Annotated in this window: 22 protein-coding genes; 12 read left to right on the top strand and 10 right to left on the bottom strand. The window is 67.1% G+C overall.

The window, feature by feature from the left end; translation table 11 throughout:
- Positions 1-86: 86 nt before the first annotated feature.
- Together CV1CTNOD_RS09985 and CV1CTNOD_RS09990 are read left to right on the top strand one after the other, a co-directional pair.
- Positions 87-509 (top strand): TadE/TadG family type IV pilus assembly protein, encoded by a 423-nt coding sequence (locus tag CV1CTNOD_RS09985; protein ID WP_131785843.1) that lies wholly within the window; start codon positions 87-89, stop codon positions 507-509.
- Positions 506-1,102, top strand: coding sequence for a hypothetical protein (locus tag CV1CTNOD_RS09990; protein ID WP_347402917.1), 597 nt, complete (start codon positions 506-508; stop codon positions 1,100-1,102). The genes CV1CTNOD_RS09985 and CV1CTNOD_RS09990 overlap by 4 nt, the downstream gene beginning before the upstream one ends.
- A gap of 49 nt (positions 1,103-1,151) precedes the next feature.
- Here CV1CTNOD_RS09990 and CV1CTNOD_RS24615 read toward each other — a convergent pair whose 3' ends face one another.
- Positions 1,152-1,304, bottom strand: a complete 153-nt coding sequence (locus CV1CTNOD_RS24615; protein WP_165485422.1) for a hypothetical protein — start codon at positions 1,302-1,304, stop codon at positions 1,152-1,154.
- 55 nt (positions 1,305-1,359) lie between these two features.
- The gene (locus tag CV1CTNOD_RS09995; protein WP_131785844.1) at positions 1,360-1,872 is read right to left on the bottom strand and encodes a hypothetical protein; all 513 of its coding nucleotides are present in this window, start codon (positions 1,870-1,872) and stop codon (positions 1,360-1,362) included.
- An 11-nt stretch (positions 1,873-1,883) separates the two neighbouring features.
- Between CV1CTNOD_RS09995 and CV1CTNOD_RS10000 the strand changes: the two genes are divergently transcribed.
- From CV1CTNOD_RS10000 to CV1CTNOD_RS10010, 3 genes are all read left to right on the top strand, one after another.
- Positions 1,884-2,114 (top strand): GNAT family N-acetyltransferase, encoded by a 231-nt coding sequence (locus tag CV1CTNOD_RS10000; RefSeq protein ID WP_278043889.1) that lies wholly within the window; start codon positions 1,884-1,886, stop codon positions 2,112-2,114.
- A 297-nt stretch (positions 2,115-2,411) separates the two neighbouring features.
- On the top strand, positions 2,412-3,506 hold the full coding sequence (gene zapE, locus CV1CTNOD_RS10005) for a cell division protein ZapE (RefSeq protein WP_242606562.1): 1,095 nt from the start codon (positions 2,412-2,414) through the stop codon (positions 3,504-3,506).
- A gap of 209 nt (positions 3,507-3,715) precedes the next feature.
- Positions 3,716-4,285, top strand: a complete 570-nt coding sequence (locus tag CV1CTNOD_RS10010) for a pilus assembly protein TadG-related protein (protein ID WP_347402918.1) — start codon at positions 3,716-3,718, stop codon at positions 4,283-4,285.
- A gap of 81 nt (positions 4,286-4,366) precedes the next feature.
- Here the strand turns inward: CV1CTNOD_RS10010 and CV1CTNOD_RS10015 are convergent, their stop codons facing one another.
- The 5 genes from CV1CTNOD_RS10015 to CV1CTNOD_RS10035 form a co-directional block, all read right to left on the bottom strand.
- Entirely contained in the window at positions 4,367-5,896 is a 1,530-nt protein-coding gene (locus CV1CTNOD_RS10015) for a serine/threonine-protein kinase (protein ID WP_207386314.1), read from the bottom strand.
- An 89-nt stretch (positions 5,897-5,985) separates the two neighbouring features.
- On the bottom strand, positions 5,986-6,786 hold the full coding sequence (locus CV1CTNOD_RS10020; RefSeq protein ID WP_131785847.1) for a serine/threonine protein kinase: 801 nt from the start codon (positions 6,784-6,786) through the stop codon (positions 5,986-5,988).
- Between the two features lie 167 nt (positions 6,787-6,953).
- Entirely contained in the window at positions 6,954-7,265 is a 312-nt protein-coding gene (locus CV1CTNOD_RS10025) for a peptidase inhibitor family I36 protein (RefSeq protein WP_242606565.1), read from the bottom strand.
- 211 nt (positions 7,266-7,476) lie between these two features.
- A complete protein-coding gene (locus tag CV1CTNOD_RS10030) occupies positions 7,477-8,367 on the bottom strand; it encodes a hypothetical protein (protein WP_131785849.1) in 891 nt (296 codons plus the stop codon).
- Between the two features lie 439 nt (positions 8,368-8,806).
- Positions 8,807-9,781 carry a hypothetical protein gene (locus CV1CTNOD_RS10035; protein WP_131785850.1) on the bottom strand — a complete coding sequence of 325 codons (975 nt, stop codon included), beginning with the start codon at positions 9,779-9,781 and terminating at the stop codon, positions 8,807-8,809.
- A gap of 670 nt (positions 9,782-10,451) precedes the next feature.
- Here CV1CTNOD_RS10035 and prfB point away from each other — a divergent pair.
- The 6 genes from prfB (at position 10,452) to CV1CTNOD_RS10065 (ending at position 17,778) form a co-directional block, all read left to right on the top strand.
- Positions 10,452-11,552, top strand: a complete 1,101-nt coding sequence (gene prfB, locus CV1CTNOD_RS10040) for a peptide chain release factor 2 (protein WP_131785851.1) — start codon at positions 10,452-10,454, stop codon at positions 11,550-11,552.
- Between the two features lie 312 nt (positions 11,553-11,864).
- Positions 11,865-12,965 (top strand): toll/interleukin-1 receptor domain-containing protein, encoded by a 1,101-nt coding sequence (locus tag CV1CTNOD_RS10045; RefSeq protein ID WP_131785852.1) that lies wholly within the window; start codon positions 11,865-11,867, stop codon positions 12,963-12,965.
- Between the two features lie 217 nt (positions 12,966-13,182).
- Positions 13,183-14,406 (top strand): toll/interleukin-1 receptor domain-containing protein, encoded by a 1,224-nt coding sequence (locus CV1CTNOD_RS10050; RefSeq protein WP_131785853.1) that lies wholly within the window; start codon positions 13,183-13,185, stop codon positions 14,404-14,406.
- Between the two features lie 37 nt (positions 14,407-14,443).
- The gene (locus CV1CTNOD_RS10055; RefSeq protein WP_131785854.1) at positions 14,444-15,307 is read left to right on the top strand and encodes a hypothetical protein; all 864 of its coding nucleotides are present in this window, start codon (positions 14,444-14,446) and stop codon (positions 15,305-15,307) included.
- Positions 15,308-15,536: 229 nt separating this feature from the next.
- The gene (cobA, locus tag CV1CTNOD_RS10060; RefSeq protein ID WP_131785873.1) at positions 15,537-16,328 is read left to right on the top strand and encodes a uroporphyrinogen-III C-methyltransferase; all 792 of its coding nucleotides are present in this window, start codon (positions 15,537-15,539) and stop codon (positions 16,326-16,328) included.
- A gap of 145 nt (positions 16,329-16,473) precedes the next feature.
- The gene (locus tag CV1CTNOD_RS10065; protein ID WP_165485425.1) at positions 16,474-17,778 is read left to right on the top strand and encodes an FUSC family protein; all 1,305 of its coding nucleotides are present in this window, start codon (positions 16,474-16,476) and stop codon (positions 17,776-17,778) included.
- 79 nt (positions 17,779-17,857) lie between these two features.
- On the opposite strand, the gene CV1CTNOD_RS10070 is transcribed toward CV1CTNOD_RS10065, so the two are convergent.
- From CV1CTNOD_RS10070 to CV1CTNOD_RS10080, 3 genes are all read right to left on the bottom strand, one after another.
- A complete protein-coding gene (locus CV1CTNOD_RS10070) occupies positions 17,858-18,637 on the bottom strand; it encodes an AAA family ATPase (RefSeq protein WP_131785856.1) in 780 nt (259 codons plus the stop codon).
- A 31-nt stretch (positions 18,638-18,668) separates the two neighbouring features.
- Positions 18,669-19,853, bottom strand: coding sequence for a PQQ-dependent sugar dehydrogenase (locus tag CV1CTNOD_RS10075; RefSeq protein WP_131785857.1), 1,185 nt, complete (start codon positions 19,851-19,853; stop codon positions 18,669-18,671).
- A 133-nt stretch (positions 19,854-19,986) separates the two neighbouring features.
- Positions 19,987-20,172, bottom strand: coding sequence for a hypothetical protein (locus CV1CTNOD_RS10080; RefSeq protein WP_131785874.1), 186 nt, complete (start codon positions 20,170-20,172; stop codon positions 19,987-19,989).
- Positions 20,173-20,611: 439 nt separating this feature from the next.
- Here CV1CTNOD_RS10080 and ftsE point away from each other — a divergent pair, with 439 nt between their 5' ends.
- Entirely contained in the window at positions 20,612-21,301 is a 690-nt protein-coding gene (ftsE, locus tag CV1CTNOD_RS10085) for a cell division ATP-binding protein FtsE (RefSeq protein ID WP_131785875.1), read from the top strand.
- The last annotated feature ends 99 nt before the right edge of the window (positions 21,302-21,400 follow it).

Raw genomic sequence — 21,400 nt, forward strand, 5'->3', positions numbered from 1 at the left:
GGGGGCGGAAGCTCGCCCTTTTCCGGGGGAGGGGCGATCTGCCGTACGGACATCTGATCGGACATACGGCAGGGCGGGAGCTCGCCATGTTCCCGGCGCGGGTGCGTGCTCGGGCGTCAGCTTCGCGGCCGGCATCCGAGCGCGGCTCGGCGGTGGTCGAATTCGTGCTGGTCGGGACGTTGCTGCTCTTCCTGTTCCTGGGGGTCATCCAGGTCGGTGTGGTGCTGCACATCCGCAACACCCTTGCCGCTGACGCGGCCGAGGGCGCCCGGCACGCGGCGAACCTGAACATGGCCGACGACTCCGGCGGCCCCTACGCGGAGAAGCTGATCGCATCGTCCATTCCCGGGCGGGCCGACACCCGTTGCACCAGCGCTGCCACGACCAACGCGTCCGGCGTGCCACTGGTCGAGGTGCGCTGCGAGGTCGCCGTCCCGCTGACGGTCCTGCCGGGGGGTGCGAGGACGACGATCAGCGTCGTCGGGCACGCGGTCAAGGAGACGCCGTGAACGTGGCCCCGCGACATTGGCGGCGCCGGGGCCAGCGACACCGGCGGCGCCAGCGGTACCAGCAAGGTGAGTGGCGCTGGCAAGGTGAGTGGCGCTGGCGGCGCGAGTGGCGCCGACGGCGTCCGCTCGATGACAGCGGCACCGCCCTGATCGAGTTCGTCGGGCTGTCGGTCCTGCTGCTCATCCCGTTCATCTATTTCTTCCTCAGCGTGTTCGCGGTCCAGCGTGCCGCGTTCGCGGTGACCCAGGCCGCCCGAGCGGCAGGCCGGGCGTACGCGACCGCTGACAGCGAGGAGCAAGCCGTCACGCGTGCCCGGGTCGCCGCCGAGCTGGCCTTCGCCGACCAGGGTCTCGACGGGGCGCCCGAGCTGCGTTTCGCGCCTGAGGGAGCGGACTGCGGTGCCGGGGACCCCGGCGACGGCGCCGCGTCGCTGGTTCCCGGTTCCCGGTTCGTCGTATGCGTCCGGTCCGTCGCGGCGCTACCCGGGACGGCGCGGCTGTTCACCGGCCTCGCCGACATCACCGTGAACGGGAAATTCATCGTCGTCGTGGACGCCTACCGCCGCGACCGCACACAAGCGCCTGCGGCGTAAGAGATTCTACCGTTTAATGCGTTCCGCAAGATCATGTATTTTTATGACGTCATACAGACTTTTTGACATTTTCTGCCCGTCGGATCTTGCCGGCGCGCAGCGTGGTGGCGACTGGTTCGAGAAACATCGGATCACTTCCGATGATCTGGTAAAAGCGTGCAGAGGTCAGATCAAGCGTCTGCGTGATCTCTGCTGTTGCCATGAGCCGAAGCTCGTTTGCCGTACGGGCAGTCGATCGCGTTCGGAGCAAATTTCGATCATGTTCGGGTCTGGCAGGCCTGGTCGGCGGTGGCAAGCAGACCGGCGAGCTCGCCGGCCATCACAGGGGGTAGGAACGGCGCTGCCGCCTGGTAGCAGGCGTCGGTGTAGCAGCCCGGTTCGTAGTCGAACTGTTCCTGGTCGGTCATGTGGACCAGGTCGAGCGCGAGGCTGCGTTGCATGCGGGAGATCAGGGTGTGCTGGGCGAGGACGGCGTGGACCATCTCGTCCACCGGGGCCGCGACAGCAAGCTCGGCGGTGCTCTCGTTGCCACCGGTGAGGGTGAAGACGGCTGTTTTCAGGGCCAGGACGCGGATGGCTTCGTCGAACAGCGGCGGGCCGTCGAGCGTCAGGTCCCACTCGGCGATGATCGAATAGCCCGTGAACGTGGCCCAGCACTCGGGGCAGCGCAGGGTTGCTTCCTTGAGCCGCGGGAACTCCGGGTAATTCCGGATCTGCCTGATGATTTCTGTGGTGCGGTGGCCGACATCCTCGGGAGCAGTGACGGTCATGGCGGTCCTTTCTGGCTGAGGCGGCACGCGCGTCCGGCGCCTGGGCGTTCGTGAACCACGACGTGGACCGGCTCGTGGCCATCCCTCATCGGGACAATCCGCAGTCCATTCGTGTCGCCGAGAAACTGGGCATGACGTTCGAGCGTTATGAAACTCTGCACGAGGCCGACAGCGCCATCTACACGATCACCCGGGCCGACTGGGAAGCCCGTACCCGTACCCGTACCCGTACCGGTTACTGATCGCTGGGAGGTTTTTCCAGGACCCTCTGGCCAGGATTGATGACGGTACTCCAGCCTGCGGAGATCTTATGATTCTGATAATCGAAACAGGAGTTTTGAACAAACCGCTGCGCTGTCCCGAGAAGATGGGTGGCCGGGCGGATCCTGATCCTGTGGGACACCACGACCAGGTCTGGGTCTGTCAGGAGACGATCAGGTTGCTGTCGCCGAACTCGGTCAACGCGACCTCGAGCGGGATGTTCTCTCCGGGCTCAGCCCGGGCCGCGTCGATCGGAGAACAGCGTAACCGGTGTGCCCGTGGCCGGTGAACACGTGGACGTGGGTCGGTTTGCGGAGCGCTTCGGGGATGCCGCTCGGCGGTCCGGGTTCGAGCTGGACACCGCGCAGGTGTCGGTCGTCGACCGGCTCGCCCAGCTGGGCGCTGAGATACCGCGGTGGCGGGGCCCGTTCGGTCGGCAGCCGCGCGGGGTCTACCTCTGGGGTCCGGTCGGTCGGGGCAAGAGCTGGCTGATGAATGTCTTCTACGAGACCGTGCCGACGGACAGGAAGCACCGGGTGCATTTCTATGACTTCTTCCGCCAGTTCCACGCGGCCTACTCCCGGCACCGGAGGAAACCCCAGGCGGTGGATTTCGCGGTCGAGGAGCTCCTCGACAACTTCCGCCTGCTGTGTTTCGACGAGTTCCACGTCCACGACGCCGGCGACGCCATGCTGATCAGCCGGCTGTTCACGTCACTGTTCGAGAAGAAGATCACTCTGCTGGTCACGTCCAACTATCCGCCGGATGGCCTGTTGCCCAACCCGATCTACCACCATCTATTCGTGCCTATGATCGAGAAGATCGAGCGGACGATGGACGTGGTCGAGCTCGCCGGTCCGCGGGACTACCGTGGCCGCTCCTGGTCGGGCGGGCCCCGGTCACGGTTCGAGACCGGGGTCTACGTGTGGCCCGGCAGGGACGCCCAGCTCCGCGACGTGGGCCTGGAGACCCCCTCCGAGGAGGAAACCACCGTGCTCGACGTGGGCGACCGGCGGATCCGGGCTTTGGCGGCCCGTGACGATCTCGTCTGGTTCGACTTCTTCGATGTGTGCGACACGGCCAGGTCCACGACGGACTACCTGATTCTCGCCGGCCGTTTCACGACCTGGGTGATCTCGGGACTGCCCCGTTTCGAAGAGGTCGGCCGGGACGCCCGGCAGCGATTCGCCAATGTCGTCGACATTCTCTGTGACAAGGATGCACGGTTGTTCCTCGTCGCAGCCGCGCCGCTGGACGAGGTGCTCAGCGGTGACGGCCTGCCGATCGACATCGGGCGGATCGCCAGCCGGCTTTCCCTGCTGTCCGCGGTCTCCCCGGGGGAGCCGGATAGGTCCTGGAAGGAGACCGGCTGAGACAGGTGGTGAGGCGGTGATTCGGGTGACCTTCAGGTGACCGTGGCGGGGTTCCGAATGGACCACCTCAACCCCTTTGAGATGCTGAGGACCTACTCTCACCCTGTGACCGGTACTCGGCGGATCGGACACGGAAAATCGTGGACGCCGAGTGGCTCGATGAAGATCGCGCGGACGGTATGGCCCAGATAGGACCAAAGGGGATGTGGATGCGCGCTGACCTGCGCAAACGTCCTATGCGCCTGGGACTGGAAGCCCGTCGTGGTTGTGGATGCCTACCGGCGCGTCCCGGCGGGCGGGCGAACCGGCCCGGTTCGCCCGCGGTGCGTGCCAGGCGGGGCGTCCGCGCGGGGCGGCGTCAGGACGACGGCACGATCCTGGTTCTCACCCTTGGCTACGTCCTTGTCGCGCTGATGCTGGCGATCGTGGTGACCGACGTGTCCACGGTGTACCTGGCCAGGCGTTCGCTTGCCTCCGCCGCGGACGGTGCGGCGCTTGCCGCGGCACAGAGCGTCGACGAGACGGCGATCTACACCTCGACCGGGAATCTCCAGCGGCTACCGCTGGCGGAGGTCGCCGCGATTGTCGCGCAGTACCAGAGCGACGCCGACCCGTCCGGACGCATGACGTTGACCGCGCAACTGCTGGATCCGGCGACGGTCCGGGTGACCGGTACCCGTACGGTGGACCTGCCGGTGGTGACCATCCTCGGGATCGGCCCGGTGACCGTCACAGCCAGCGCGGACGCCCAGTCGCTCGTCCGCCTGCCCGCCCCCTGAGTCTGGACGATCAACGCGCGTGGCGCGGCGGTTGCGCGGTGTTTCCCACCTCATTCAGGGCATGGCACTTCATTCATTACTTCATTCATTCAGGACATGGAAAGTGGTGACGGCTTGTATCCCCGTCTGGACGTCCCGCACCGTAACCGTCCACATGCCGAAGGGGTCACCGGCTTCGTAATTCCACCGGCCGGTTTTCCTCCCGTTACCGTCCGCCCGTCCGAACGGGTTGTATGCGCCTGGTTTGGCTGTGTTCCGGTCGACGCCGTCCGGCCCCGTCACCGTGGTTTCCACTATGCCTGAAGGGCTCGCGCCCGAGGTCAGGAACAACACTGGTTGTCGCAGGGTGCATGTGGACATCTTGCAGTCATGGTCGACGCGTATCTGCAGGGCGCGTATCTGCAGGGGATGCGGCGAATCCGACGGCTGGCTGACGACGGCAGGTCGACCGGTTCGGCTGGTACCGGAGCCGATGACACCGGCGGTCCACAGCCCACCGGCTACACCACAGGTGAGGACGACGGCGACCGCAGCGTCCATGCGGCGCCGAAGACGGCGCCCGTGGCTGACCACGTCGTCCTTTTTCTCAGGGAATTCAGGAAGCGCGGACGAACCCGGGAGCGGCAGCGCCCGTACCCGGTCCGCTACGTCCGCGGCGGACGGTCGGCGGCTCGGATCCCGGTCCAGGCAGGCTCTGATGAGTTCCGCCCACTGCGTCGGGATCACCGGGGCCGGCTGGAGCTCCACCAAACCGGCTCCATAGGCACGTACCGTTTCAGCTCGGGCGGATGCCGTCGCCCCGGGGAAAGGATGGACGCCGTCGGTGAGGACCTGATGAACGATCACGCCAAAGGCCCAGACGTCCTGACTGGTCCGTACCGGGGTACCGGATGGCGCGAGCCGCTCGCTCCACCACTCCGGCGGCACGTGCTCCCATGACCCGGCGCGTGGCGGAGCATATGCGTGTGTCCCGTCGAGCTCGCTGCTCAGGCCGAAGTCGGCGATGCGTGCGTCACCGTCGGCATTGATCAGTATGTTGCTCGGTTTGAGATCCGCGTGTACCCATCCGGACTCGTGGATGTTGCGTAAGGCCTCGGCAACCCCCAGCAGGATCCCGCGTGGTTCTGCCTGGCGGATGATGCGAGCCGACTCGGCTTCGGCCACGGCCGACCAGCGGTGGGCCAGCGACCCCGCCGCACGCTCCATGACCAGGCATACAGCGCCATCCAGGAGTGGATCATCCGAGTGTAAGGTGACGATCTCGAAGGTACGAACGATGTTGGGGTGGTTGGCACGGCGGCTGAAACGCACCTCTCGGTCGACGATCGCCGTGAACAGGCCGCGCCGGCCCGGAGTGAGCATTGACGAGGGGAGGAATTTGATGGCCACGTTGGTTTCGCCGTCGCCGTCGCCGTCGCCGTCGCCGTCGCCGTCAGTGCCGACCGTACTGTTCGTATCGACCACATCGGCCGCGTCGCCTTGGATACCGGGCTGCTCCCGTGCCCCGTCTTCTTCATTGTCGGCCCGCCGAGCTGCATAGACCGAGCCCCAGCTGCCGGTAGCGATCGGGCTTGTCACCACCCATCGGCCCACCCGCAAGCCCGTGGGCACATCTACCGCCCAGCCTTTTCCCGGTCGAGAGATGCCAATTGCCAAGACCGGGCTGTCATCCATCCGGGCGGGTACCTCAGCTATCCCGGTCACGGCATCGCAGCGGCGCCGTAACCACCCGCCATCCGATCGGTTCGCCTACGTGGCGGCAGCAGCGCGAGATGTTCCGAGCCGACAAGGCCGAACCGCAGGGCCACCACGACGAGCGTGTCCCGCTTAGCGGTGTCGCGGCCGGCGCCCAACTCCTCGAACGGGTGGGTGCGAAGCTTGTGACGGGCCAGGTAGTCGATGTGATACGTGACCGCGGCCGAGGTCAGCGGGGGTCGTCGACGGTCGAGGGCAAGCCGCTCGACGATCTGGGCGGTGGTGGGTACCGCCGCGCTGGTCGCGTCCCGCAGCCTTGGTTCGCACAGGGCGACAAGCACCTGGAAATACCGGGAAGTCTCGTCCAGACTGAATGCGTCCGCGGTCGGTTCTTCGGCGAGGCCGTGTTCCTCGGTGGCCTGGGAGGTCACGAACGCCTGTCCGGGCGCGAACACGGTGATGCTCCAGCCGCCGGTGGGTGTCGGGATGATGATCCGCGCCAACTCGAACGGGATGGGCGCCGCAAGCCTGCGAGGCGCGACCCGGACGTGCTCGCCGCCGCCTTCGATGTTGTCGACCACATAGGAGCTTGTGTCGCTGAAATTGGTCAGCCTCCAGTGGTCGGAGACCGCTGTGATTTCTCCGGCGAGTCGTGAGATGCCCGGATTCGAAAACACGAGGTCCACGTCGATCCCGGGAGCGCCACGACCGAAGGTGAGTGCCTGCCCTGCGGCGAGGTTGTAGAGCTGGCCCGATTCACCAGCGTCCGACGGTCCTGCGGATGGCTGAACGACCAGGTAGCTCACGCCGTCCTCCCAGAAGAACCAGATGCTCCGTAGCTTTCTGTCACTATAAGGTAACCGTAGCCTTGCGGGTGCGCTCTGTAAGATTCCCGACGCGTACGGGCTTGGACAAGCCGATGCCGGTCCGCGGTGAGGGCCGCGGACCGGCAGGGAGAGACAGCCGATCGGTGTCAGCAGGCATTCACCCACTTGTGCGACGACACCCGGTCGTTCCAGCCGGCCGGCATGCTGCTCCAATACGCACCGTTCGGGACGCAGATGGAGGCGCCCCGGTAGTTGATGTCCTCGAAGATCTGGACATCCTCGAAGGCGCCCGGGTAACCGTCATTCTTCAGCGAGGAGACGCGGTCATTGAAGTTCCCGCAGTCGGTGTTGTATCGGTAGTCGGCGTCATCTCCGAACCATGCGCAGCCCGCGCCTCCGGCGCCGTTGTGCTCCCAGACGCGGAAGTAGCCGTCGGCCGCCTGAGCGGCCGATGCCATTCCCACGCCGCCTGCGCTGAGCGCCAGCGCGGTCGCGACACCGACTCCTGCGGTGCGCCGGCGCCAACTCCTCCTGCGCGTCTGATCCGCCGTCCCATGCGTCCTGTGTGCTCGGTCCATCATCTTCCTCCTGGTTGTGGTGGTTCTGAACGAAAACCGGTGTGCCTACCCGCGGGAGGTCCGCGGGAGGTCCGCGGGAGGTCGTGTGACATCAGCCCGGCCGGTACGCGGAGACGATCTGTCGTGCGTGTGGCAGGGCGGCTTCCCGCAGCCGGTCACGGATCTGGATTTCCGAGTGGTATCGAGCCTCGGTTTCGGTCCGGTAGCGCCGGTCCAGCCCCTCAGCCGTTGTGGCCAAGAGCGTCTGCCGTGCGCACGTCGCCTCGGCGACGGCAGTTTCGATTTCCAGGTCCCGGGCGTCAGCGGTGGTCCGGCCTCGGATCCGGTCGGAGAGCTGTTCGGCGAGGTTGTTGGGGCCGGTCGTGGAAAACCCACGTCCGCCCATACACCGGCTCCACTCGCCGAGCGCCCGGATGAAAGCCGGGTCCGACCGGACGCGAGGTACATACGACAGTTCGAGATTCGCCGTGATGATTTTTGCGTGGAACCAGGTCGGGAAATCACCGTACAGTCGTTGCTGGGCCAGTGCCGTACAGCCGTCCGTCGCCGATCCGACTACGCCACCGCCTGGAACGCTCACGGTAACCTCGCCATGAGAACCGGCGAGTGCTGCCACGGCCTGTACGCGACGGTCCGGGGACAGGCTCGCGAAATATCTCTCGTTGGTTCCGGTGACTGCGACATCGGAAGCCGGGACGATTCCGTAGCCGTGTTGGCGGGCCCAGGCCACGTCGTCCAGCACGTATGTGAAGCGTCGTTCGGCCGGTGTCGGCGGTTCGGGCAGGTAACGGAATCCGCGGTCCGCCATGCATTTCCCGACATCGATCCGCTCGGCGAATTCCAGGGTAGTCAGATCGGCAGATGAGATCGCCGCCGGCCGCGATTCCGGCCCATTACGGCCGAGGGCGACGGTGAGCGCGATCGCGGTTGTCATGAACAGGACGGCCGCCACCGCGACGAGCATTTTCCACGGGAAGCGCATGAGGCCGACTCCCGACTTCGTATCCGTTTTGCTGACGTCCCGAAGTGTCTCCCGAGATCTCCGGAGCGGACATCCTGTAAGTTGTCAGGGGTGGACGTCTCGGCTACGTGGTTATAATCCGCGCCGCGGGTGCCGGCGGTTCAACAGGCGGTTCATTCTGTTCAGCAGCGGGGTACACATGCCATGCGGATGAGGACCGGCAGCCGAAGCCTCCCGGACCCCAGCGCTGCCGCCTGGACCCTGTGGCGACGGGTTATCAGGACGATGAATGATCAGCACAACGATGTGCCGGTCACCACGGACGAACACGCCCACTTCGACGAGCTGCTCGAGGCCACAGCTTGCCCGGCCACGCCCGAGCACGCAGCACGGTGTGCCTACGGAGCGCGGCGACTCGCCAACGGTCAGCAGGAACCAGCAGCAAGAACCAGGGGACGCCTCAGAACCAGGGGGACGTGGTGGCGATCAGGTCGTCCATGTCATGGCCGGTGCGTCTGGTGGCGAGCGCGGAGATGTCGTGCACGAGCCGAGCGACCCATTCCGCCGGCCGTTGCAGGGAGAGGCTCACCGCCCGTGAGGCATGGTGCTTGGCCTCGTAGGGGTCCGGACGGTCGCGGCTGAGCGCTGCCCGGGCCCGCGCCATGTACACCGAGATCACCATCCCGGTCTGCCCGCTGTTCGTGATCAGCTCGGAGGCCCGCTCAAGATGGGGTTCGGCGTCCTCGGCGACACCGACGGTGGTCAACGCTTCGGCGGAGGCGAGCGCGAGGTCCGCGGGGGAGTAGGTGTCGAGCGCGAATCCCGGACGTCCCTGCGCGGAGCTGTCCAGCATTTCCATGATCTTCCAGGCGTGAGCCAGCGAGCGCCGGACCCCGGCGACGTCGCCGACCGCGGCATACGAACTGGCCGAGACCTTGCCGGCGACCAGGGCTCGGGCCGGGCTTGTTCCGGCGATGCGGCCCGCGGCATCGGCAATCTGCAGCGCCACCGCCGGGCTGTGCTGGCGCACCACCCGGGCGCGGACGGTCAGCGCGCGGCCGGCGAGCGGTCCGTCGCCGGCCGCGCGAGCCACCGTCGCCGCCCGATCGGCCAGCGACATGGCATCGCTGTGGCGGCCCTGGTCGTAGGCTGCTCCCGCCATGGTGGTGGTCACGGCCGCGTGCAGCCGCATCCAGTCCAGCGCTACCGACCCCCGCAGCCGCCGCGCACGTGGCACCGTGCGCATGGTCTCCTCCAGAGCCGTCAGACCGGAGAGGATACCGGCCAGGTCGGACGTCTCATAGGTGTCCAGCGCCTGTTCCAGGGCCTGTGCGCAGGCTTCGTGCAGGTCGCTGGTGTTTGCCTGGTCGGTCATGGCGACAATGGGAGCCACGGTGGCCGCGAGCACCCGTCGTCGGTCGGCAGGCTCAGGCATGTCGGCGTCCTTCGGGCTCGTGCGGGCCATATTGCCGTGGTCCTCTTCCCACCCGAAGGGTGACGGGGCGGTGACAGGGGACTCCCCGTGCTCACCGGTGCTGATTCCGGCAAGCCCTGGAAGGGCACTCGCGACGTCACCACGTCCAGACCGAAGAGGCCACTGGTTACTAAAGATAGCGTTTCGGAACGCCTGCCGCTTCCGTGCCGGGATGCGGGAGTGTGTTGTACGTCTCTCAGGCCTATTGCGCCGACGGGCTGATCGCCGTCGGATCGCGGGTCGTGCCGGAGTGAATTACCGACCTGTAACGCCGTTTCTTTTCCGTAACATTGTTTCCTCGTTATTTCGTCTTGCGTGTTGGCGTTTCTGCCGGATGACGCCGCTGCGATTGTGCTGGGACGGCAGGTGCGGACGACGCGGTTTCGTGGCCACGACCGTGCTTCCCACGCTTCCCATGTTCCCTCCATGCGCTCTCACGTGCTTGCTTCCCGCGGCCTTCGGTGCACGGGGGCCCGTGCCCGTCCCACGGCCCGTCGGGCGGCATGCCGGGCCGGGCGGGGATGCCGGTAAGCCGCGCTCCGCGCCGCCGGCAAGCCGTGATCCGTACCGGATGGAAAATCAAGATCTGTATGGATGGGGGTGGGGTGCGTCCGACGGTAAGGTGGGTCTCATGGCCGCCGACATCACAGAGGAGATCAAGGCTCTCGACGCGACGCTCGCCGGGATCGAAGCCGTCCTTGATCTTGATAGCCTCCGGCGTCGCGCAGCCGACCTGGAGCGCGAGGCAGCAGACCCGCAGCTGTGGAGTGATCAGGACCGCGCCCAGGCCGTGACCCGGCGGCTGTCGTCGGTGCGTGGGGACATCTCGCGGGTCGAAGCGTTGCGCAGACGTCTCGACGACGTCATCGCCGCCCTCGATCTGGGGGATGACGACCTGCTCGCCGAGGCTGCGAACGACCTGCCCACGCTGGCCCGCGACATCTCCGCGCTCGAGGTCCGCACCCTGCTGTCCGGCGAGTACGACGAGCGTGACGCGATCATCCAGCTCTCGGCCGGTGCCGGCGGCGTGGACGCCGCCGACTGGACCGCGATGCTGCTGCGTATGTACCTGCGGTGGGCCGAACGGCACGGGTATGCCACCGAGGTGTTCGACACCTCCGAGGCGGAGGAGGCGGGCCTGAAGTCCGCCACGTTCCAGATCAAAGCTCCCTACGCGTACGGGACGTTGCGCAGCGAGCACGGCGTCCACCGGCTCGTGCGGATCAGCCCCTTCGACAACCAGAACAGGCGGCAGACCTCGTTCGCCGGGGTTGAGGTGACGCCCGCGGTCGAGCAGTCCGACCATGTCGAGATCGACGACAAGGAACTGCGGATCGACATCTTCCGTTCGTCCGGGCCGGGTGGGCAGGGCGTCAACACCACCGACTCCGCGGTGCGGATCACCCATCTGCCCACCAACATCGTGGTGACCTGCCAGAATGAACGCAGCCAGCTGCAGAACAAGGCTGCGGCCATGATGGTGCTCCAGGCGAAACTACTCGAACGCAGGCGCGCCGAGGAGGCTGCCGAAAAGCAGCGGCTGACCGGTGGCCCCCAGGACGTCTCTTTCGGTTCCCAGATCCGCAACTACGTCCTGCACCCGTACCAGATGGTGAAGGACCTGCGGACCGAGGTCGAGACGTCCGGCACGGCAGCGGTGCTGGACGGCGACATCGACGAGTTCATCGACGCAGAGATCCGTTGGCGACGGACCGCGGAGCAGCAGGGATAGTCCCGACGGCGGCCCCCGCCAGGGGCGATCGGATACCGGAGGCGTGAAGCCGCCGGCGGCGTCAGGAAGCCGGCGTGCAACGAACAGCCGGAGCGCGGCCGGGCGTCCGCGGCGGTTCCGGCACGGCGCCGTCGTACCTGACGTCGGGTTGTGTCTGGTCTTGGGCTGGACCCGAGATCGAGCTGGACGTGAGCTCAGGAAGGGTTGCGTTCTGATGCATGCGTGACTGCCCGGTTATTGTGCCGGAGTGCATCCTGACCCGGTTGATGACCGTTGGTAACCGCTGCCAGGCGATCGCCTGTTGCGGTGCACGTGGTCTGGCATGGTGGAAATCTCCTCGGCGAACATCTCGCTGGTGTCGCCTTCAAGTTCCTGTGCGCTGATCCGTGGCGTCCGCGGGTACGGGGCCTCGGTGTGCCAGTGCGTTTCTGGACGTCCGCTCCGAATCCGCTGTCGCCGGGACGGGACGATCCGCCGCCGGCTGTCGATCTCGAGCGGGCCGAACGCAATATCGTGGTCCTGCTTGTCGACGCGTGGCTGATGAGCGGAGGTTGGGGCGACTATGTCTCCGACCTCGTCGGCATGGTCTCGACGTCGTCTCGTCACTGGCTGCTGCCGGTTCTGCTCACCCGGAAGGTCGACCGGACCTCGTCGATCTCGGACATGAACTGTCTCAGGCTCTACGAAACAGATCTCGAACTGCGTGACCAGGTTTTTGTGAACAAAATCCTGCACCGACTCTTTCGACACGTCACCGACGACGATTCTCCGCTCACCGTACTGCTCAGCCACGCGTCGACGGACGGTCGGGGTGTGGCGCTGGCCGTACGGAAGTACCTGCATGACTACACGGACATCGGTGATTTCCTCGACGTGCACAGTATTGCCGCCGGTGAGCGGCTCGTCGAGGCAATAGACCGGGCGATCTCCGCGTCGACCTTCCTGGCGATCGTGACCGACTCCTACAGTTCACGGGGATGGTGCAGGCACGAGGTCGTCAAAGCCAAGCGTGAGCTCGGACCGATTGTTCTGCTGGACGCGGTCGAGGACGGCGACGAGCGTCGCTCACCCTATCTCGGAAACATTCCGACACTGCGGTGGAAGCCTGACTCGCCGCTCGTCATGGAGCGGCTGCTGGGTCTTCTCCTTGCCGAGTCGTTCCGGCATCGGTATTTTCCTCGCCAGGTGGCCTGGCTATCCCGGCTGCAGCGTGTCGACCTGCCGTACTACTGTCTTTCCAGACCGCCCGAGCCGCTCACTCTGCTTGAGTTGCGCCGCCGTACCGGCTCGGTAGAGGCGGATCTGACCGTCGTCTACCCAGATCCTCCGCTGGACGCCGAGGAGACGCGTCTGTTGCACGAGTTCGAGCCGAGAATGCGTCTGATGACACCGACGATGCTGTTCTCGGCGTGACCGGCCCCGCGCCGACGGAATGTGCTGCAGCCCTGCACGACCTGGTCCGCCGACCGGCTGCACGGGATGTTCGCGGGGCGTCATGCGACAGCCGGGGTGGGTGGGGACGGTGCCCACGCTCACGGGATGCTCATCCTGCCTATCGGCGGGGTCCCGATACCCCCGCTGCCACACCGGATTATTGTGCCGGAATGCATCCCGATCCGATTGATGACCGTTGGTAACCCCGCCCAGGCGGTCGCCCGTCGCCGTGCACGTGGTCTGGCGTTCCGGCGGCTTGGAAGCCGACCAGCTCGCCCGCGCTGTTTTCACGCATCTGACGGCTGACCCGTCGCAGCCGAACGCGCGGTCGTTGGGAATTCCGGTGCGTTACTGGTCGAGCGGCGGGTCCGCTGATGTCCCTGCCGACCTCAGGCGGCGCGATAGAAATGATCGTGCTGCCTTTGGTCGTGACGTCCATGCGGACCGCCCGGACGGTCGTGGCGCGCAGTGGGCCATCGACGTGCCGCCGCCTGTTGATCTCAGTCGGGCCGAACGCAATGTCGTCGTCCTGCTCATCGACAATGGTTTGGTGAGTGCGGGCTGGCGTGATTATCTCGCGGAACTTTTGCGCGCCGTCGGTGCCGGGCCCGGTAACTGGCTCCTGCCGTTCGCGCTCACTCCCAACTTCGCCCGGATTCCCGTCGTGGCAGACGTCGACGTCGTCGATCTGCACACGATGCCGGCGCATCTTCGTGAACAGGTCTTCCTGAACCAGGTCGTTCACCGGGTGTGTCGTCAGATCAGTGTCGCGGACCCGGTCCGGGTATTTATCAGCTATGCTTCCGGGGACGGTGGTGAAATTGCCAGGGAGGTGGCTCGGCATCTTCGGCTCGAGACCGATGTCGACGACTTCCTGGACGCGCACCATATTGCCGGCGGAGACCCTTTTGCCGACATTCTCGATGCCACGGCCACGGGTTGCGCGATGCTCGCGGTGAACTCGGACTCCTACAGTTCGCGGTTGTGGTGCCAGCGGGAGTTCCTCAGTGCGAAGCGGGCGTCCATGCCGGTGGTCGTCCTGGATGCGATCACGGACAGGTCGGTGCGGGCCTTCCCGTATCTTGGCAACGTTCCGACCATCCGGTGGCACAGTGATTCGCGGACCGTTCTCGACCGTTTGGTGGGCGTTCTGCTGACCGAGACACTCAGGCACCGGTACTTTCCGTTGCGGGCCGCCGAGATGTGCGGCAAGCACGGTGTCACCCTGCCCTCGCTCCTGCTGGTACGGCCGCCTGAACTGTTGACTCTCCTTGACCTGCCACGGCATTCCGCCAGGAGCTCGTCCTCGGTCGATCTTCTATATCCTGATCCACCGCTGGGTACCGAGGAGAGCCGGTTGCTGGAGAAGCTCGATGATTCGCTGCGGGCAGTGACTCCGACGATGCTGTTCTCGACATGATGAGACCCACGGTAACGGGGTGTGCTGGGAGGTTGGCGTGAGTTCGCTCGCGGACATCCGGGTGGCCGTCTCGGTCTCCGATAGTCCGGATCTTGCCCGGCGGGGTCTGGGGGTGCCTCACCAGCGACATGCTTTCGTCGAGATCGCGCGGCATGTCCTGGCCGCTGGAGGCTCCCTTGCCTACGGCGGTGACCTGCGGCTCGGCGGGTACAGCCGGGTCCTGTTCGATCTTGTCGATACCTACGACCTGCCCGGTCGACCCGGGCCGGAGCGGGTGACCGACTACCTGGCGTGGCATCTGTTCCTCCGGTTCGGTGTGGACGAGCGGGCCGAACTCGTTGACGTCGCAACGGTGGTCGATGTGCCTCCGCCGGCCGACATCAGCCCCGACGACCCGGATCTGCGCGGTGACCCGGCAACGGTGGTGGCGCGCTGGAAGCGGGCTCGCGCTCTGACCGCGATGCGTGAACGCATGGCTGCCGAGACCGACGCGCGGGTGATGCTCGGCGGCGCTGTCGTCGTCGGCTCGGGGTTCTACCCCGGCCTGCTGGAGGAGGCCGTGCTCACCCTGCGAGCCGGGCGGCCGCTGTTCCTGTTGGGTGGGTTCGGCGGCTGCAGCGAGCGGGTCATCGAGGCCGTCAACGGCGGGCGGCCCCATGACCTGGAGTTGGACAGCCAGGTCGCGGCTCGACCGGAGTACGCCGAGCTCGTGGCGGAGGCAGCCCGTGCCGGCGCGCCGGTCGACTACGACAGCCTGCTCGAGGAGCTGCGGGCTGCTGGTCCGCGGGCGCTCGCCAACGGCCTTGACCAGGCTGAGAACGAGGTGCTATTCACCACGGACGACACCGACGAGATGGTCGCCCTCGTGCTCTGCGGTCTGCGCCGCATCGCCGTCAGGTAGACGGAAGCTGTAGGTGGAAACCGCTGCCATGGCGACGGAACCCACCTACGGCTTCCGCACCCGTGGGTGGAAACCGCTGCCATGGCGACGGAACCCATCTACGGCTTTTCCGCGCTACAGGACGCACACTCTCATCGTGGGCAGATTCGATACGGATCCACCGGCGGCAGCCGGGCGGGGCGGCAGCGACGAGCATGCGACAGCTTTGGGCGGGGTGATCCGTCCGGGCATGACCACGGACCGGGACACGCAGGCCCACCGCACGGCGGGCGGCTGGGTGGCGCTCGTCGGCGGCGGTCCGGGAAATCCCGACCTGATCACCGTCCGGGGTCTGGAGCTCCTGCGTCGCGCGGACGTGGTGGTCGTCGACCGGCTTGCTCCCCGGGCGCTGCTCGACGACCTGCGACCCGAGGTCGAGATCGTGGACGCGGGTAAGGCGCCGCACGGCCACAACCTCACCCAGGGGCAGATCAACCAGGTGATCGTGGAACGGGCCCGGCGCGGTCTGGGGGTGGTGCGCCTCAAAGGAGGCGACCCGTTCGTTTTCGGCCGTGGTGGTGAGGAGGCGCTGGCCTGTGCGGCCGCCGGGGTGCCCTGCGAGGTTGTCCCGGGGGTGACGAGCGCGACAGCGGTGCCCGCGATGGCTGGTATTCCGATCACCCACCGTGGGATCACCCAGGACGTCACGATCGTGTCCGGCCATGTCGACCCGTCGCATCCGGGCTCGACGGTCGACTGGGATGCCGTGGCGACCGGCGCCGGGACGGTCGTCATCCTCATGGGCATCGGTGCGCTGGAGCGGATCGCCGCGGAGCTGATCAAGCGCGGGCGTGCGCCGTCGACTCCGGCCGCGGTGATCTGCAACGGCGGCAGCCGCGATCAGCAGGTGGTTACCGGCCCGCTCGCCGACATCCCAACCCTGGCCGCGCAGGCCGGCATCCAGCCGCCGGCCGTCATCGTCATCGGAGAGGTCGTCACTGTGCGGGAGCAGATCGCGGCTTTCCGGGAGAAGATGGCTTGATTCCGTGGCGACCGCTCCACATGATGATCAACTCTCGGCGACCGGGGAGTTGGGCCTTCGGCAGCGCGAGAAAAGCATGATCGCGCTACCTTTGGCCCTCCGACGGGTCCTGCCCGAACCGCCGAGCAGAACCGGAGCCACGACGATGACTCAGCATGAGCGTCGACCGGCGACCGCGGTGGATACCAGCCCGACGGCCACGCCCGAGCGGTCACCCGAACCCCGGCCATCCGGGCCCCAGTCACAGGTGACCCGGCCATGGGTGGGCCGGCTGCGGGCGGCCCGGTCATGGCTTACGCAGGGCCTGCGGCGATTACGCGACTCCGTGGACGCGATCGTCGAGGCGGGCCTTGCCGCGACCGTGGCCTGGTTGCTGGGCGTGCATCTCGTCGGGAACGATCGGCCGTTCTTCGCGCCGGCCGCCGCGCTGATCGTTCTCGGGGTCACCCGCGGGCAGCGGATCCGGCGGGCCCTGGACATCTGGGTCGGTGTCGCGGTGGGCGTGCTGACAGCCGACGTGATCGCCCGTGCCGCCGGCCCGACCAGCGTCTGGTCGGTGGTGGCTGTCACCGTTCTCACGCTGTCCGTGGCCGCCTTCCTCGGCGGCGGGGTGATTCTCATGGTGCAGGGAGCGGTATCCGCCATCTACGTCGCCGTGACCACGCCGACAGACGGCAGCCTCGTCCCTGCCCGGTTCTTCGACGCGCTGGTCGGCGGCGCCGTCGCCATCGCCGTCAACCAGCTTCCGTTGCGCGCTGATCCGTTGACCGAGCTGGCCGACGAGTCCTCGCCGGTGTTCGAGCGGCTGGCCGACGTCCTCGACAGCGTCGCGGCCGCGCTGAAAGCCGAGGATCACGACGCTGCCAGGCAGGCGCTGGACGACGCGCGCAACGTCGATCCCGCGGTCGCGGCGTTCCACGATGCGGTTGCCGTGGCCGAGGAGTCGGCCCGGCTCACCATCCTGCGCCGGCGTCGTCCGCCGTCACTGGCGGCATACAGCGAAGCCGCCACCAAGATGGATTACGCGGTGCGTAACGTCCGTGTCCTCGCCCGGTCCGCGGCCATGCTGCTGAGGCTGGGCGGCCCGGTATCGCCGACACTCGTCGACGCAACCAGTCAGCTCGCCGAGGCGGTCCGCGCGCTGGGCGGATATCTGACAGCGCTGGTCGGGGAGCAAGCCGGGGCACATCGGGACAGGAGCACGCGAACGCGGGCGCGGACGACGGCCCTGCAGGTCGAGTCCGCGCGAGCGGACGCACACCGCAGCGCCATGCGGGCCGTCCGGCTGGCCGCGCAGGCACTGTCGCCGGAACAGACGCTGCCCGCCGTGATGATTGTGGGCCAGGTCCGTTCGGCCGCCGTGGACCTGCTGCTCGGCATGGGTCTTGAGTTCGACGAGGTCATGCACGCCACGGACGAGGCACTCGGGTTCGCCACCGACGACACATGACCACGGTGTGCGCCCCGGTGGAGGGGAGGCATCGGCTGGACCCCGGTCGGACGTACGGATGTATCGGATCTCGCTGCAGTCAGTCGAAACGGATCGCGGTCAGGGTGCGTGCGCTGCGGCGGTCGATGATCTGGATCGACGACCATCCCTCGCGGTACAGCGCTGCCGGGTCCGCGCTGCGAAGCTGGGCCCACGCCTGTTCGTGGCGTCGGAACGCGCGAGAGCGCACGGTCCGGCCCCGTGCCCGTTGCCCTGCGAGCGCATCCGCCGGCGGTGTGTCGATCAGAATGAGGTAAGCGGGCCGGTGACGTAACCGGGCGAGTCCGGTGATGGCCTGGCGCGCCCATCGCCGCGTCCCGCACTCGTGGACGACGAGGTCCCCACGGTGCCAGGCCGTCATCCACGCGATCCGGGCGTAGTGCAGGGTGTGCACCGCGGGCCGGTAAAGCCGGTACGGCGCGCGAGGCCCGAACCGGGCCCGCAGGGCGGTCCGGACGCCCGCGGAGTCCAGCACCAGCGGCCCGGCGTCCTGGCCACACTCACGCACGTCCGTGGTGTCGCCGAACATGCGTCGGATGAGCGTGCTCTTGCCGGCTCCGGGGATGCCGGCCACGACCAGCACTGTGCCGCTGGGGTAGCGCAGCGTCCAGCCCTCGCTGGCCGGATCGCCGGCACGCGTGGGTCCGGATCCGTCGAGGGCAGAGGTATCACGCTCAGTCGTGTTGCGGTCGGTCGTGTCACCGCCTCCCGCCTCAGCGTCCGCCGAGTCCCGGCCGGACGTACTGGCACGCAGGCCTGCGCCGGGGCTGGACAGTCCTGGTTCGTACCCGCCTGGAGATCCGAACAATCGGGACGTCATCGGGCTGTCTGCCGGGGCCGGTTCACGGCGATCAGAACGAGGTGAGACGCAGGATTCTGTCATCGCTGTCGCGTGGTGAACCACGTCCATCAGTGTTGCTGGTCGTAACCCATAGTGACCCATCAGGAGCAGCCACAACAGTGCGTAGGCGTCCGACTTCGCCGTTCAGAAGGGCATGGGGTGTGCCGGCACCCTTTCCGTCAAGAGGAACGACCCACAGCCGCTCGCCGCGGAGTGCGGCCGCGTACAGGGTGCTGCCGATGATCGCGGCCCCACTCGGGGATGCCTCGGTGGGTGTCCAGGTGACGAAGGGGTTGGTGAAGCGCCCGCCGTCGGTGTCGCCCCTGCCCTCGACAATGGGCCATCCGTAGTTGTGCCCGGCCTGGATCAGGTTGACCTCGTCGTAGGCGTTCTGGCCGAACTCGGTAGCCCACAGCCGGCCGGCGGAGTCCCAAGCCAGGCCTTGGACGTTGCGGTGGCCGAGGCTGTACACGAGCGAGTGCGGGTCGGGGTTGTCGGCCGGTACCGAACCGTCGGGACGCATCCGCAGAATCTTGCCGTTCAGGCTGGACGCGTCCTGAGCCCTGGCCCTTTCCGAGGCGTCACCCGTACCAGCGTAGAGCATGCCGTCGGGTCCGAATGCGATACGCCCACCATTGTGGACCGTGGCCTTCGCGATCCCCGCGAGAATCGGTTCGACGGTCGCACGCGGTGCATCGCCCAACGGCAGTGGGAATCTCACGATCCGGTTGTCGGTGTCGGTGGTGTAATAGGCGTACACGACGTGGTCGGTGGCATAGCTGGGGGAGACCGCCAGACCGAGCAGGCCGCCTTCACCGGCGTCGGTCGCGACGTCAGGAATGCGCATGACCTCGGTGGGCACGCCGCCATTCGCCGGCACCTGCATGATGCGGCCGCTGTCGCGTTCGGCCACCAGCGCGGAACGATCGGGAAGGAACGCCAGGCCCCATGGTGCTCGCAACCCGCTGGCAACCGTCTCCGGCCTTTGTGAACCATTCTGGCCGGAGCCGGTGGAGGTGTCCGCGGGATCCCCCGCCCGGGAAGGATCGGTCGAGGCACAGCCGGCAAGGACGATGCCGGCCAACCCGATGACAGTTGCAGCCGTGCAGGCGAGCAGGGTTCCACCGGCGGGACCGCGGCCGCCCGCTGCTCGGCCGGCGCAACCGCGCGGCCGCAGCATGCTGACGAACGGCATCTGCTCTCCTCATGGTCAACATCCTGACGGCCGGCGACGGTGCATCGCCTCCATACGGGATACCTGTCCCAACGTTCCGTTCACGCCGTGCGTGCCTTGGAACGCCCGAGGACAGGGCTGCCCGGCTCCCGACTCAGCCGTGATGGGCGGCCAGCAGAACCAGCAGCATCAGGAGCACCGCCACGATAGCGATCAGTAGTTGCGGAGTGATCGCGAAGGAGGTGTGGTGCATCGAGTCACGGGCCGACCGGCAGGACGGGCACCGTGCCTCGGCCACTGGTCCGGCGCATCGGGCGCATATCAGGTCCTCGCAGCACATGCCGTCGACCTCCCTTGCGTCCGGTTGGCGAGCCATGATGGCCAACGTCCGGCCGCCGCGTTCACGGCCTGACCCGCACAATGTCTGGCGGTCAAGGAAAGTTCCACTATCAGGCGAGCAGTCGACGCTGTCTACCTACCCGCCTGTCGGGTGTTCACCCACACCGGCGGCCGTGGCCGAACCGTGGCTGACGGACCTGCTGGCAGGTCTGGTTGAACGGTGTACCGGTAATCCGGTGCGCGCGCCAGCATGTGCCCACCGGCACGTGCCCGACAGCACGTCGAAGTCCGTACATGCGCGTTGGGTAACGGCGAGGGCGTCTTGGCCTAGCATCGGTTGCTGACGCAGTGTGTCTGCTCAGATGCTCATTGGTCAAAGGATGTGTGATCATGGTTCTTTTTGCGTGCTCGGAGGTCCAGGGAGGTCGGGAGCGCTAGTGGTGATACGTATGAAATCGGTAACCAAACGTTACCCAGGCAGTACACATCCCGCCCTCGACGACGTCAGCCTCGAGATCACCGCAGGTGAGTTCGTTTTCCTGGTCGGCCCGTCGGGCTCGGGCAAGTCCACCTTCCTACGGTTGCTGCTGCGGGAGGAACGGCCCACGTCCGGCGTAGTCGAACTCGCCGGCCGTGACGTGGCGCGTATCTCCGACCGCCGGGTGCCGCTGTTGCGCCGCCAGGTCGGCTGCGTGTTCCAGGACTTCCGGCTGCTTGCGAACCGGACCGCCGCGGGTAACGTCGCCTTCGCCATGGACGTCACCGGTCGTCCGCGCCACGTGGTCCGCACGGTCGTACCCGAAGTGCTCGATCTGGTCGGGCTCGCCGGCAAGGAGAACCGCTACCCCGACGAGCTTTCCGGCGGTGAGCAGCAACGGGTCGCGGTGGCCCGGGCCCTGGTCGCGCGTCCCCAGGTGCTGCTCGCCGACGAACCCACCGGCAATCTCGACCCGGCCACCGGATCTGGGATCATGAATTTGCTGGGAGCGATCAACCGGGTGGGAACGACCGTCGTCATGGCCACTCACAACGCCGCCCTGGTGGACACCATGCGCCGCCGGGTCGTCGAGCTTGAGCACGGGACGCTCGTGCGCGATCAGGCGTGTGGTGGTTACGGGCCGGCGCTCTAGCGGGTCGAGGGCAGCACAATCATGATTCTTCCACGCCCGGGGTTCCTGCCGTCTCGGCTTCGCCCGTCCGACAGCTCCGACAAGCTCGGCAGGTTCGGG

Source organism: Protofrankia symbiont of Coriaria ruscifolia (assembly GCF_900634745.1).
GTDB classification, from domain to species: Bacteria; Actinomycetota; Actinomycetes; order Frankiales; family Frankiaceae; genus Protofrankia; species Protofrankia californiensis.